This is a genomic window from Muricoccus harenae (genome assembly GCF_009848505.1).
Taxonomy (GTDB): Bacteria; Pseudomonadota; Alphaproteobacteria; order Acetobacterales; family Acetobacteraceae; genus Roseomonas; species Roseomonas harenae.
In genome coordinates, this window is record NZ_WWDL01000017.1 from 57,971 (window position 1) to 70,969 (window position 12,999).

11 protein-coding genes are annotated in these 12,999 nt (G+C 68.6%); 5 read left to right on the forward strand and 6 right to left on the reverse strand.

Annotation, left to right across the window (positions count from 1 at the left end):
• Positions 1-5 precede the first annotated feature (5 nt).
• Together GSE44_RS13560 and GSE44_RS13565 are read left to right on the forward strand one after the other, a co-directional pair.
• A complete protein-coding gene (locus tag GSE44_RS13560) occupies positions 6-1,628 on the forward strand; it encodes an ABC transporter substrate-binding protein (protein ID WP_159349368.1) in 1,623 nt (540 codons plus the stop codon).
• Positions 1,629-1,747: 119 nt separating this feature from the next.
• The gene (locus tag GSE44_RS13565; RefSeq protein ID WP_159349369.1) at positions 1,748-2,644 is read left to right on the forward strand and encodes an alpha/beta hydrolase family protein; all 897 of its coding nucleotides are present in this window, start codon (positions 1,748-1,750) and stop codon (positions 2,642-2,644) included.
• Positions 2,645-2,686: 42 nt separating this feature from the next.
• On the opposite strand, the gene GSE44_RS13570 is transcribed toward GSE44_RS13565, so the two are convergent.
• From GSE44_RS13570 to GSE44_RS13580, 3 genes are all read right to left on the reverse strand, one after another.
• On the reverse strand, positions 2,687-2,959 hold the full coding sequence (locus GSE44_RS13570) for a hypothetical protein (RefSeq protein ID WP_159349370.1): 273 nt from the start codon (positions 2,957-2,959) through the stop codon (positions 2,687-2,689).
• Positions 2,956-3,222 (reverse strand): hypothetical protein, encoded by a 267-nt coding sequence (locus GSE44_RS13575; protein WP_159349371.1) that lies wholly within the window; start codon positions 3,220-3,222, stop codon positions 2,956-2,958. Before GSE44_RS13575 ends, GSE44_RS13570 begins: the two co-directional genes overlap by 4 nt.
• A 135-nt stretch (positions 3,223-3,357) precedes the next feature.
• Positions 3,358-3,612: an Lrp/AsnC ligand binding domain-containing protein gene (locus GSE44_RS13580; protein ID WP_159349372.1), complete on the reverse strand. Its 255-nt coding sequence runs from the start codon at positions 3,610-3,612 to the stop codon at positions 3,358-3,360.
• A 200-nt stretch (positions 3,613-3,812) separates the two neighbouring features.
• On the opposite strand from GSE44_RS13580, the gene GSE44_RS13585 reads away from it, so the two are divergent.
• From GSE44_RS13585 to GSE44_RS13595, 3 genes are read left to right on the forward strand one after another with little or no spacing between them, the layout of a single operon-like run.
• The gene (locus GSE44_RS13585; RefSeq protein ID WP_159349373.1) at positions 3,813-4,919 is read left to right on the forward strand and encodes an efflux RND transporter periplasmic adaptor subunit; all 1,107 of its coding nucleotides are present in this window, start codon (positions 3,813-3,815) and stop codon (positions 4,917-4,919) included.
• 12 nt (positions 4,920-4,931) lie between these two features.
• Entirely contained in the window at positions 4,932-8,069 is a 3,138-nt protein-coding gene (locus tag GSE44_RS13590; protein ID WP_159349374.1) for an efflux RND transporter permease subunit, read from the forward strand.
• Between the two features lie 58 nt (positions 8,070-8,127).
• A complete protein-coding gene (locus GSE44_RS13595; RefSeq protein ID WP_159349375.1) occupies positions 8,128-9,822 on the forward strand; it encodes a thiamine pyrophosphate-dependent enzyme in 1,695 nt (564 codons plus the stop codon).
• A 21-nt stretch (positions 9,823-9,843) separates the two neighbouring features.
• Here the strand turns inward: GSE44_RS13595 and GSE44_RS13600 are convergent, their stop codons facing one another.
• The 3 genes from GSE44_RS13600 to GSE44_RS13610 are packed head-to-tail and all read right to left on the reverse strand — an operon-like array spanning position 9,844 to position 12,933.
• Entirely contained in the window at positions 9,844-10,632 is a 789-nt protein-coding gene (locus GSE44_RS13600) for an HpcH/HpaI aldolase/citrate lyase family protein (protein ID WP_159349376.1), read from the reverse strand.
• A complete protein-coding gene (locus GSE44_RS13605; protein WP_159349377.1) occupies positions 10,629-11,759 on the reverse strand; it encodes a CaiB/BaiF CoA transferase family protein in 1,131 nt (376 codons plus the stop codon). Before GSE44_RS13605 ends, GSE44_RS13600 begins: the two co-directional genes overlap by 4 nt.
• Positions 11,760-11,772: 13 nt before the next feature.
• Entirely contained in the window at positions 11,773-12,933 is a 1,161-nt protein-coding gene (locus GSE44_RS13610) for an acyl-CoA dehydrogenase family protein (protein WP_159349378.1), read from the reverse strand.
• Positions 12,934-12,999 lie beyond the last annotated feature (66 nt).

A 12,999-nucleotide genomic window follows, 5' to 3' on the forward strand; every position in this document is an offset into this window, starting at 1 on the left:
GCAACATGCGCCGCCACCTTGTCTCCGCGCTGATCGCCGCCTCCGCCGCTTGGGCCACTTCCATGGCGGCCGCGCCGGCGGTGGCGCAGAACCTGCGGATCGCCATGGCGGGGGAAACCACCTCCGCCGACCCGCATCAATACGGGCTGACACCCAACACCACGCTTCGTGGCCACCTCTTCAACGGCCTGACCGAGACGGCGCCGGACCTCTCCGTCGTCCCCGGTCTCGCGACGCGCTGGGAGCGGGAGAGCGACACGAGCTGGCTCTTTCACCTGCGCCCGGGGGTGGCCTTCCATGACGGAAGCGCGTTCACCGCCGAGGACGTGGTCGCCAGCTTCTGCCGCATCCGCAACAACGAGGGCGAGGTCACCCAGTCCTTCTCCCGCTATGTGCGCGGCTTCGAGCGGGTGGAGGCCCCGGATGCGATGACGGTGCGGATCGTCACCCGCAGCCCGGCGCCGTTGCTGCCGAGCGACCTGACCAACCTCGCCATCATCCCGCGCCGCCTGGTGCCGGCCGGGACGCTGGACTTCCAGGCCAACCAGCAATGCGGCCTGCAAGGCGCCTGGCCCACGGCGCAGCAGTTCAACGACAGCAGCGCCGCCATCGGGACAGGTCCCTACCGGCTGTTGTCCTACACGCGCGGCGGCCCGGTCGAGCTGGCACGTTTCGATGGCTATTGGGGCGAGAAGCCGCATTGGGCGACCGTCCGGCTCACCCCCGTCACCGCCGCCGGCCCGCGCCTCGCCGGGCTGCTGGCGGGGGATCACGACCTGATCGAGGCGCCAAACACAGCCGACCTCGCGCGCCTGCGGCAGAACGCCGGGCTTCATGTGGCGGCATCGCCCACCACGCGACTGATCTTCCTGCAGTTCGACGCGGCCCGCAGCCCAAGTCCCTTCGTGCAGGGCGGCACCGGTCCCAACCCCTTGCGCGACGCGCGGGTGAGGCAGGCCCTGTCCCTCGCCATCGACCGGAAAGCCCTGACCAGCCGCGTCATGGATGAGGTGGCGGTTCCGGCGGCGCAGTTCCTGCCGGACGGCATGGCCGGAACCATCCCCGGCCTGCCCGTGCTGCCCTACGACCCTGCCCGTGCCCGCGCTCTGTTGGCCGAAGCCGGCTTTCCCCAGGGCTTCAGCCTCACCTTCCACGCGACCAACAACCGCTACGTCAATGACGCCAGGCTTGCTCAGGCCATTGCCCAGTACTGGCAGCGCATCGGGGTGAAGGTGGAGTTGGAGACAGTGCCGAGCGCCACCTTCTTCACACGGCGGGCAAGGCGGGAATTCTCCGTGGCCATGGGCGGCTGGTCGGCGGATGCCGCCGAGACGCTGCTCTTCCTCCAACTCTGGCTTGCCAGCACCGACCCGGCCCGCGGTTTCGGCAGCAGCAATTACGGCGGCTGGTCGGACCCCGATTTCGACCGGACGGTGCAGGAGGCGGCCAGCACCATGGACCCCGCCGCCCGCGCCACGCTGTTGCAGGCGGCCGGGCGCATGGCGATCGAGCGCATGCCCGTCGCGCCAATCCACTTCGAGAGCGCGACCTGGGCCAGCCGCCGCGGCTTCCGCTATCCCGGCCGGGTCGACCAGACCACCATGGCCGCCGAGGTCACAGCCGAATGACGCCTTCGCGCCGGCGGCTGGTGGCCGCCGGCGCTTTCCTGCCGCTCGCCGCACAGGCGGCAGAGCGCCCTCCTCGCCGGCGGCATGTCCCGCCGGATGCCATCAGACCGGATCCAGACATGTCCTTCGCCCCCCAACTTGCCGAAGTCCTCTCACGGCCTGGCCGCGCTTCCATCGTCTTCGCTGATCCGGCGGGCGACCCGACCCGGCCCGTGACCCTCCACGCCTATCACCCGGAGGGCTGGCGGACGGATGGGCAGGCGGTGCTCGTCATGCATGGAATGGGGCGCAACGGCGACGAGTATCGCGACTTCTGGATCGAGGCTGCCGAGCGGCACAAGCTGCTCATCGTGGCGCCCACCTTCCCGGCGAACCTGTTTCCCACCCCGGAAACCTACAACAACGGGTTCGTCCTGGCCGGGGACGGCACGCTGCGCCAACCGGAATGGAGGGGCTACCGGATCCCGGCGCGGGTGGTGGCGGCACTGCGCGACGCCGGGCTGATGACGCGGCAGAAGGCGCTGATCTTCGGGCATTCCGCTGGCGGCCAATTCCTGCACCGCCTGCTTTCGACGGAGCCGTCGGACGTCTTCGAGGCGGCCATGGTCGGAAATCCGGGCTGGTTTTCCCTCCCGGATCTTGATCGGCCATTCCCGGAGGGGCTGGGTGGCATCGGCGCGGGGGAGGCCGATCTGGCGCGCCTCCTCGCCTTCCCGATGACCATCCTGTCCGGCGAGGCCGATGTCGCGACGAGCGGGCCGAGCCTGCCCTCGCAACCCGAGGCGATCGCCCAGGGCCCGCACCGCTTCGCCCGCGCCCTGACCTATTTCGAGGCCGGGAAGGCTGAGGCCGTGCGCCGCGGCCTGCCCTTCAACTGGAAGCGGGTTACGGTGCCGCATATCGGGCATGATGGCGCCGCCATGTCCCGCGTGGCGGCCAGCCTCTGGTTCGAAGGCCGCCTGCCGCCGGAGGCGGTTCTGGCTGAGTGGGGCCAGGTGACCGCGGGCGCGCTGTGACGCGCAGTGGGGCCGGGGGGTGAACTGCCCCGGCCCGAGTGGTTACCAGCGGCGGTAATGGCCGCGGGGATAATGACCGTAGCCGTAGCCATACCCGTAGCGTGGCTGAGGCGCGTAGTAGACCGGTGGCGGCGCGTAATAGACCGGCGGCGGCGGCGCGTAATAGGCCGGGCCGGAGGCGATGGCCGCACCGGCCGCCGCGCCGACACCGGCGCCCACCAGGGCGCTGCCTGCCACATTCGGCTCTCCATAGGGACCGTAGCAGCCGCCGAGCGCGAGCCCGGTGACCGCGAGCACCGCGAGACGCGTTTTCATCGCCAGCTTCTCCCGTAACCCTGGGCGTAGGGCCGGCCATAACCGCCCCGATCGTAGCCACCGTAGGAACCGTGGCCCCGCCGCCGGGGTTGCCGGTAGTCGCCCTGATCGCTTGCGGCTGCGGCTACAACACCGGCAGCCAGGCCGAGGCCGGCGCCGAGGGCCAGGGTGCTGCCCCAGTCCGTGGAGCCGTCAGGGTTCTGGCAGCCGGCGGTCGCGAGGGCGGCGCCGAGGGCAAGGGCGGGAAGCAAGCGGACCTTCATGGGGTGGGACCTCCGATGCCACCAGAGATGGGCGCCTTCCGTGGCGCCCGCGCGGCAGGTCCGGGGCAGGCCGCGGCGACATGAAGGTCATTTCATGGCGGGGAGACCGCCACGGGTCTGGGCTCAGGTCCGGGCTCAGGCCCGCGCGCCAGAAAAGGCGTTGAAGGTCTGAAGCGTGTAGGTGTCCTTGACCCCATGTACGCCTTGCACGCGCTCGACGACGAAAAGTCCGATGTCCTGGTCCGGTTCGAGGTAGAACTTGCCCAGGAGGTCGTACTGCCCGCTGGTGGAGTGCATTTCGGACAGCTCAGGAATGCTGTCGGCCATCTCCCGGGCCACCCGGTAGGCCGCCCCCATCTCACACTTGATCATGACGAAGATCGCTTTCATGCGCAGCCTGCTCCAATAAGGCTCGGAGGATGGCGCCGCCGGCCCGGGCTTCCAAGCCCGGATGACCGATCGTTCCAATCCGGCCCCGCTGATCGTTTCTGTGCGCCATGCGTTAGATGAAGGCGCCGCAACATCTTTCGATTCCGATTGCGGAATGCGGCTTCAATCGCGAGAATGCGAGCGTTCTTTTGGACGGATTGATGCGCAAGCGTACGCAGCTCGTCGTCTTGGCGCTTCTGGCAAGTGCAGGAGCGGCCTGGCAGATCTATGGGGGCGAGGCTGGCCTGCCCCGCCCGATGGCTCTGCTCGGCCTGGAGAAGCGCAACGCCGCCGCCGCCGTCGCGCCGGCTGGCCCGGTGAACGTGGCGGTTTCACCAGTCCGCACAGGCACGGTGATCGAGCGCGCCGAGAGCGTCGGCACGGTACGCGCCCGTGAGGCGGTGACGATCACCGCAAAGACTCCGGGCATCGTCAGTGCCATCCGCTTTCAGGAAGGCCAGCGCGTGCCAGCGGGGGAGACGCTGATCGTGCTCGACGACGCCGCGCTGCGCGCCGAGATGGATCAGGCGCGTGCCTTGCTGGACGACGCCCGCAGCCAGCTTCAGCGCGCCCAGCGCCTGTCCTCTGGCGTCGTCGCGGAACAGCGGGTGGATACGCTCCAGGCCGCCGCCCGAGGCGCCGAGGGGCGGGTCCGGCAAGTCCAGGCCCGGCTCGACGACACGCGCGTCACGGCCCCTTTCGCGGGGCGGGTCGGCCTGCGCTCGGTGAGCCTCGGCGCCCTGGTGCAGCCGGGTACGCTGGTGACGACGCTCGACGACATCTCGCGCGTTCGCGTCGAGTTCTCAGTGCCAGAAGTTTATGTCGCCCGCGTTCAACCCGGCAGCATCGTCTCCGCCCGCAGTGCCGCCTATGGGGACCGCCGCTTTCAGGGCACGGTCACCGTCGCCGACACACGCATCGATCCGGCCACCCGTTCGGTCCGGCTGATCAGCGAGTTCGACAACCCCGACGAGGCGCTGCGTCCCGGCCTGTTCCTGAACATCGAGCTGAACCTCCAGACGCGCGACGACGCGCTGATGATCCCGGAGGAGGCGCTCGACCCGGTGGGTGAGCGCGCCTTCGTCTTCGTGGTGCGGGACGACCGCGCGCAGCGCGTCGAGGTCACGCTTGGGCAGCGCCTCTCCGGAGAGGTGGAGGTGGTGCGCGGCGTGGCGGCGTCCGACCTGGTGGTGGTGCGCGGCATCCAGCGGCTGCGGAACAATCTGCCGGTGCGGATTACGGAAACGCTGACCCGGCCGACGAGCTGAGGGGAGGGGGCCGTGGTCCTCAGCGACGTCTCCATCAAACGGCCGGTCTTCGCCACCGTCATCAGCCTGCTGCTGGTGGTGCTCGGCATGGTGGCCCTCTTCAAGCTGCCGGTGCGGGAGTACCCCGCGATCGATCCGCCGATCGTCTCCATCACCACCACCTATACCGGTGCGTCCGCTGGCGTGGTGGACACGCAGATCACGGAGCTGATCGAGTCGGCAGTGGCGGGCATCGAGGGGATCAAGACCCTCACCTCCTTCTCGCGCGATGAGCGCAGCGTCGTCACGCTCGAATTCCGCCTGACCCGCGACGTCGATGCCGCTGCCAATGACGTGCGCGACCGCGTGGCCCGTGCGCTCTCCCGCCTGCCGGACCAGGCCGAGACGCCCATCGTCGCGAAGGTCGACGGCGACAGTCGCCCCATTCTCTGGATCGCGCTCACCTCGAACCTCTATAACGGCATGGAGCTGACCGAGATCGCCTCCCGGCGCTTCAAGGACCGGCTGGCGATCGTGGATGGCGTGGCCGACGTGCTCATCCAGGGCGAGCGCAAATACGCCATGCGCATCTGGCTGGACCGCCAGGCGCTGGCCGCCCGCGGCCTGACCGTGCAGGACATCGAGGACGCGATCGTGCGCGAGAACCTCGAACTGCCGGGTGGCCGCATCGAGAGCAGCCAGCGCGAGCTGACGGTCCGCACCGATACCCGCATGTCCCGGCCCGAGCAGTTTCGGGAGGTCGTGCTGACCCGTGGCGGCACCGCCCAGGTGCTGCTGGGTGACGTGGCCCGGGTCGAGGTCGCGCCCGAGACGACGCGCGGCGAATACCGGATTAATGGTGTTGCGGGCGTGGGCCTCGGCATCCAGCGCCAATCCACCGCCAACACTCTGTCGGTCGCCGCCGGGGTTAAGGCCGAGGTGGAGCGGATCAAGGCGACGCTGCCCGAAGGCATCAACACCCAGATCGGCTATGACGAGAGCATCTTCATCGCCCAGTCGATCTATGAGGTGGAGCACGCCCTGGTCACCGCCCTGGTCCTGGTGGTGATCGTCATCTTCGTTTTCCTGCGCTCCTTCCGGGCCACGATCATCCCGGCAGTCGCCATTCCCGTTTCGATCATCGCATCCTTCATCGCCATGTCGGCGATGGGCTTCTCGCTGAACGTGCTGACCCTGCTCGGGCTGGTGCTGGCGATCGGGCTGGTGGTGGACGACGCCATCGTGGTGCTGGAAAACATCCACCGCCGCGTGGAAGAGGGCGAACCGGTGCTGCTCGCCTCTATCCGCGGGTCGCGGGAGATCGCCTTCGCGGTGATCGCGACGACGCTGGTGCTGGTGGCGGTGTTCCTGCCGCTCTCCTTCATGGGGGGCAACACCGGCCGGTTGTTCAGTGAATTCGGCTTTGCCCTCGCCGCATCGGTGCTGTTCTCCGGGCTGGTCGCGCTCACCCTCACGCCGATGATGTGCTCGAAGCTTCTCAAGGAGCATCAGGGTGACACCCGGCTGATCCGCTGGACCGAGCCCTTCTTCCTCGGCATGAACGGCGCCCTGCGCTGGTCGCTCCGCCACACGATGCGGGTACCTTACCTGGTGCTGGCCGGGGTGGCGCTGCTCTGCCTCCTGGCCGTCGCGCTGTTCCAGGCGCTGCCCAAGGAATTCACCCCAGTGGAGGACCGCGCCAGCATCCTTATCCCCGTCACGGGACCTGAGGGCGCCTCATTCCCCTACACGATCGAGCAGGTGCAGCGGGTGGAGCGGATCACGGACGAGTATCTACGCAACGGCGAGGCGTTGGTGGTTTTCGCCACCGTCGGCGGCTTCCAGCGTCCACCCCAGGGCAATCAGGCCACGATGTTCGTCCGGCTGAACGGCTGGGAGTCCCGGACCCGCAAGCAGCAGGCGATCGTCCAGGAGCTGATGCCACGCCTGAGCGCCATCCCTGGCGCGCGCATCTTCCCACTGAACCCGCCCAGCCTCGGCCAGCGCGGTATCCAGCCGCCGGTGCAATTCGTCATCGGCGGGCCGGACTACGATTCGCTGCTGCAGTGGCGTGACCTCTTCCTCGAGCGCGCCTCGGCCAACCGGAACCTGTTGAACCTGGACAGCAACTTCAAGGAGACCAAGCCGGAGCTCCGAGTCCAGGTGGACCGCCGCAAGGCGGCCGATCTCGGCGTCTCCATCCAGGCGGTGGGCCGGACCATCGAGACCATGCTCGGTTCGCGCGAGGTCGGCACCTATGTCGAGGCCGGCGAGGAGTACAAAATCCTCCTCCAGGCACGGGATGGCGACCGCGGCACGCCCTATGACCTGCAGAACATCTTCGTCCGCACCATGAGCGGCGGATTGGTGCCGCTATCCAACCTAGTGGTGCTGAGCGAGCGCGCCCGGCCGCAATCCCTGTTCCGCGAGGACCGGGTTCGCGCCATGACCATCAGCGCGACGCCCGCCCCGGGCTACTCGCTGGGCGAGGCGCTGGACTATTTGGATGCGCTGGCGCGGGAGGTGCTGCCGCCGGATGCCCGCATATCCTATCGCGGGCAAAGCCTGGAGTTCCGCGAATCGTCGGGCAGCCTCGCGATCACCTTCGCCATGGCGCTGCTCGTCGTCTTCCTGGTCCTTGCCGCGCAGTTCGAGAGCTTCATCCACCCCTTCATCATCCTGCTCTCCACCCCGCTGGCGGTGACGGGCGGGCTGCTGGCGCTGCACCTCACGGGGCAGTCGCTGAATATCTTCAGCCAGATCGGCATGGTGATGCTGATCGGGCTGATGGCGAAGAACGGCATCCTCGTCGTGGAATTTGCCAACCAGTTGCGCGACCAGGGCCGCAATGTGCATGACGCGGTGCTGGAAGCCTCGGTGGTACGGCTGCGGCCTATCCTGATGACCTCCATCGCCATCGTTCTGGGCTCGGTGCCGCTGGCCATCGCCAGTGGCGCCGGGGCCGAAAGCCGGCAGGCGCTTGGCATCGTGATCGTCGGCGGCGTCAGCCTGTCCACCTTCGTGACCCTCTACGCGGTGCCGGCCCTCTACCTGTTGCTGGCGCCCTATACCCGGCCGGTCGGCTCCATCGCGGCCAAGCTGCGGGAGTTGGAGGCGCGTGGCGCAGCCCCGCATCATCCTGCGCCGCATCATCCCGCTCCGGCGGAGTGACGCGGCCGCCCATCCGGCCTAGTCTTCGCCCCCTTTCGACGGGGCGGAGACATAAGCAATGGATGGCAGCATCACCCGGAAACCGGGGGCGCGCACGGGGGGCCAGCTGCTGGCCGATGCGCTGGTCGCGCAGGGCGTTACCCACGCCTTCTCCGTGCCCGGCGAGTCCTTCCTCGACCTGCTGGACGGCCTCTATGAGGTGCGGGACCGGGTCGAGTTGGTCACTTGCCGCTTCGAGGCCGGCGCCGTCCATATGGCGGAGGCACATGGCAAGCTCACTGGAAAGCCGGGCGTCGCCATTGTCACCCGCGGCCCCGGTGCCTGCCATGCGAGCATCGGCGTGCATGTGGCCATGCAGGACAGCACCCCGCTGGTGCTGATCGTCGGCCAGATCCCGTTCTCCGAGACGGACCGCGACACCTTCCAGGAGGTGGACTACCGCCGGATGTTCTCGCCCCTGGCCAAGTGGGTGACCCAGATCGACGATGCCGCCCGAATCCCCGAGCTGATGGCCCGCGCCTTCGACGTGGCGCGTAGTGGCCGGCCCGGCCCGGTCGTGGTGGCGATCAGCGAGGAGATGCAGAAGTCGGTGGTTGAGGTGCCGGATATCGGCGCTGCCCCGACCCTGCCGGCTCATCCAGCCCCCGGTGCCATCCCGCGCCTGCTGGAGTTGCTGGACGGCGCCCAGCGCCCGGTGGTGGTTCTTGGCGGCACGGCCTGGTCGGCGGAGGGCAAGGCCGCGATTCGCGACTTCTGCCTCGCGCATGACCTGCCGGTCGCGGTCGGCTTCCGGCGCCTGGGCCTGTTCGATGGCTCATCTCCGAACTTCGCCGGCGATCTCGGGGTTGGGACCGATCCGGGTCTCGTCGCGCGGGTGAAGGAGTCGGACCTCGTCATTGCCATCGGCAGCCGCCTCGGCGAGGCGACCAGCCAGGGCTACACCCTGTTCCCGGCCGGGCAGACGAGCCCGATCGTGCAGGTCCATCCGGATCCTGCCGAGATCGGCCGCGTATTCCGCCCGCTGCTCGGCATCACAACCGATCTCAACGCCTTCGCCCTGGCGCTGCGCGACGCCGCCCCCGGCAAGCCACGTCCCTGGGGCGACTGGACCCGCAAGCTGCGCGCGGGCCGCGAGGCGAGCGTTGCCGCGCCGGATTACGAGGGACCACTGAACTTCGCGAAGGCCCTGCAGGCGCTGGAAGCGGAGCTCCCGTCTGACACCATCTTCACCGTGGATGCCGGCAATTTCGCCACCTGGCCGCAGCGCTTCATGTCGGTTCGCGAAGGCCAGGACTTCCTCGGCCCGACGAATGGCGCCATGGGCTATTCCGTGCCCTCCGGCATTGGGGCCGCGATTACCTTCCGCGACCGCCTTGTGCTGAGCTTCGTCGGCGATGGCGGCTTCCTGATGACCGGCCAGGAGATCGCCACGGCCTTCCACTCAGGCGTCGCGCCCGTCGTGATTGTGGTGAACAACGGCCAGTATGGCACCATCCGCATGTATCAGGAGCGCCACTATCCCGGTCGCGTCTCCGGCACGCAGCTGACCAACCCCGACTTCGCCAAGTTCATCGAGGCGTTCGGCGGTCATGGTGAGGTGGTGACGGCGACGGACGAGCTGGTTCCGGCCTTCCGCCGCGCACGCGCCAGCGGCAAGCCGGCGGTCATCGAGGTGCGGATGAGCCCGGAGCAGATCACGAACCGGCAGACGGTGACGCAGATCCGCGCCGCAGCCGAAAAGTCCAAGCACTGAAGCCCCGCGCGGGCGGGCTGCTCAGCCCGCCCGCGACAGGATGCGCTCCGCCCGGATTCGCACGGGCGCATCGATCATCATGCCACCAACCGCGACAGCGCCTTCGCCGCCCGCCGCGATGACCTTGCGGGCCCATTCCACTTCCTCCGCATCCGGAGCAAAGCCGCGCAGCGCCGGCGCGACCTGCCGCGGATGGATGCAGAGCTTACCGCCGAAGCCTAACTCGGCCGCGTGCCGCGCGTCCGCCTCGGTCAGCGTGTCGTCACTGATGGTGGCAGTCACCCCGTCGATCGGCGCGGCAATGCCGGCCAGGCGGGACGCGAGGACCAGCTCGAGCCGCGCCATTAGCAGCGCGCTCCGCGTGTGGGCGCAGCCGAGGTCGGCGGCGAAATCGATGGAGCCAAAGGCCAGGCGCGCAGCACCGCGAGCCAGTTCCCGCGCCGCGGCGAGCCCGCGTGCCGACTCCACCAGGGCGATCACGGCACGGCCATCCCCGAGTGCGGCCCGGATGGCGGCGAGAGTGGCCGGGTCTTCCGCCTTGGGCAGGATGATCCCTGCGATCCGGGCGGAGGCAAGTGCGGCGAGGTCCTCGGCGTGCCAGGGCGTGCCGGCGGCGTTGATCCGCACGAGGACCTCGATTCCCTCCAGCGCCACCGCGGCCGCCGCGCGCCGCGCGGCTTCCTTCTCCTCGGGGGCCACCGCGTCCTCGAGGTCGATAATCACCGCATCGGCGCCCGAGGCGGCAGCCTTGGCGAAGCGCTCGGGCCGGTTGCCGGGGACGAACAGGGGAGTGACGGCCGTGCTGCTCATGTCGCGAACTCCGCTCGGATGCTGTCGGTATGGGCGCCGAGGGCCGGCACCGGGCCAAGTTCCCGCGCCCCGTCACTAAACACCGCGGCTGGCGCCGCCGCGGACACTGGCCCGCCGGGCGTCTCCAGCGTCACGCGCCGCAGGGCGGGGTGGTGCGAAAAGGCGTCGAGGTCGTTGACGAACCCGAAGGCGGTCTTCGCCGCCTTCAGTCTGGTGGCGCATTCCTCGCGGGTCAGCGCCGCGAAATGGGCGGCGACATGGGCATCCACCTTCGGGCGGTTCGCCACGCGCTCGACATTGCTGCGGAAGCCCTCCTGCTTCGGAAGATCCGGCTCTCCCAGGAAGCGTGCGCAGAAATCCGCCCATTCGCGCTCGTTCTGGATCGAAATCAGGACCTGCGAGCCATCCGCCGTGCCGAAGGCGCCATAGGGGCAGATGGAGGGATGGGCAAGGCCGACGCGGGCCGGCACCTTGCCGGTGCCCTCGTAGTAGAGCAGCGGCACGTTCATCCAATCCGCCATGCCGTCGAAGAGGGAGACGGCGATACCCTTGCCGCGCCCGGTGATGCCGCGCTCGAGCAGCGCCTCAAGCACGGCGGAATGCGCGTTCATGCCGCAGGCGATGTCGCAGACCGAGACGCCGACGCGTCCCGGCCCTTCCGGTCGGCCAGTGACGCCGCAGAGCCCGCTTTCGGCCTGCACCAGCAGGTCATAGGCCTTCATCGAGGCGTATTCGCCGCTCTCGCCATAGCCGGAGATGTCCACGGTGATCAGGCGTGGATGCCGGGCGCGCAAATCGGCGCTGCCAAAGCCCGCGCGCCCCGCGGCGCCGGGCGCGAGGTTCTGGATGAACACATCCGCCTTCGCGACCATGCGATGGAGAAGCGCCAGGTCCTCGGCCTGCTTGATGTCGAGGACGACGCTTTCCTTGCCGCGGTTGAGCCAGACGAAATAGCTCGACAATCCCCTGGCCGCGGTGTCGTAGCCCCGCGCAAAATCGCCTTCCGCGCGCTCGATCTTGATGACGCGCGCGCCGGCATCGGCAAGCCGCCCGGCGCAATAGGGGGCGGCGACCGCCTGTTCCATCGAGACGACGAGCAGCCCCGCCAGCGGCTTCGATCCGGCCATGGTCCGCCCTCCGTCAGAAGCTGCGCGGCAGGCCGAGGATGTGCTCGGCGACATAACTCAGGATCAGGTTCGTGCTGATCGGCGCCACCTGATAGAGCCGCGTCTCGCGGAACTTGCGCTCCACATCGTACTCATGCGCGAATCCGAAGCCGCCGTGGAACTGCAGGCAGGCATTTGCCGCTTCCCAGGAAGCCTTGGCGGCCAGGTACTTCGCCATGTTGGCCTGCGCGCCGCAGGGCTGGTGCGCATCGAACAGCCGACAGGCCTCGAAGCGCATGAGGTTGGCGGCCTCGATTTCGATGTAGGACTCCGCGATCGGGAACTGCACGCCTTGGTTCTGCCCAATGGGGCGGCCGAAGACGACGCGCTCCTTCACATAAGGAACGACCTTGTCGATGAACCAGTAGCCGTCGCCGATGCATTCGGCAGCGATCAGTGTGCGCTCGGCATTCAGCCCGTCGAGGATGTACTTGAACCCGCGCCCTTCCTCGCCGATCAGGTTCTCGGCCGGGATCTCGAGGTTGTCGAAGAACAGCTCGTTCGTCTCGTGGTTCACCATGTTCTCGATCGGACGGACGGTCATGCCCTTGCCGATCGCGTCCCGCAGGTCGACCAGGAAGATCGACATGCCCTCCGACTTCTTCTTCACCTCGGCCAGCGGCGTCGTACGCGCCAGCAGGATCATCAGCTCGGAATGTCGGATACGGGAGATCCAGACCTTCTGGCCGTTGATGACGTAGCGGTCGCCCTTGCGCACCGCCGTCGTCTTGATCTTCGTCGTATCCGTGCCCGTGGTCGGCTCGGTCACGCCCATGGATTGCAAGCGCAGCTCGCCGGTCGCGATCTTGGGCAGGTAGCGCTGCTTCTGCTCGGCCGAGCCGTGCCGCAGCAGCGTACCCATGTTGTACATCTGGCCGTGGCAAGCGCCCGAATTGCCGCCGGAGCGGTTGATCTCCTCCATGATGATGGAGGCCTCGGTGAGGCCGAGGCCCGAGCCGCCATATTCCTCCGGGATCAGCGCCGCGAGCCAGCCGGCCTTGGTCAGCGCGTCGACGAAGGCTTCGGGATAGCCGCGTTCCGCATCAATCTTGCGATGGTATTCGGCGGGGAACTCGGCGCAGAGGGCGCGGACGGCGTCGCGCAGTTCCTGGTGTTCGTCATTCATGGTCTGCATGCCGCTTCCCTCCCGCATGCCCTCGCCGCCTGATCTCGGCGGGCCAGGCCTGTCATGCCGGGCCTC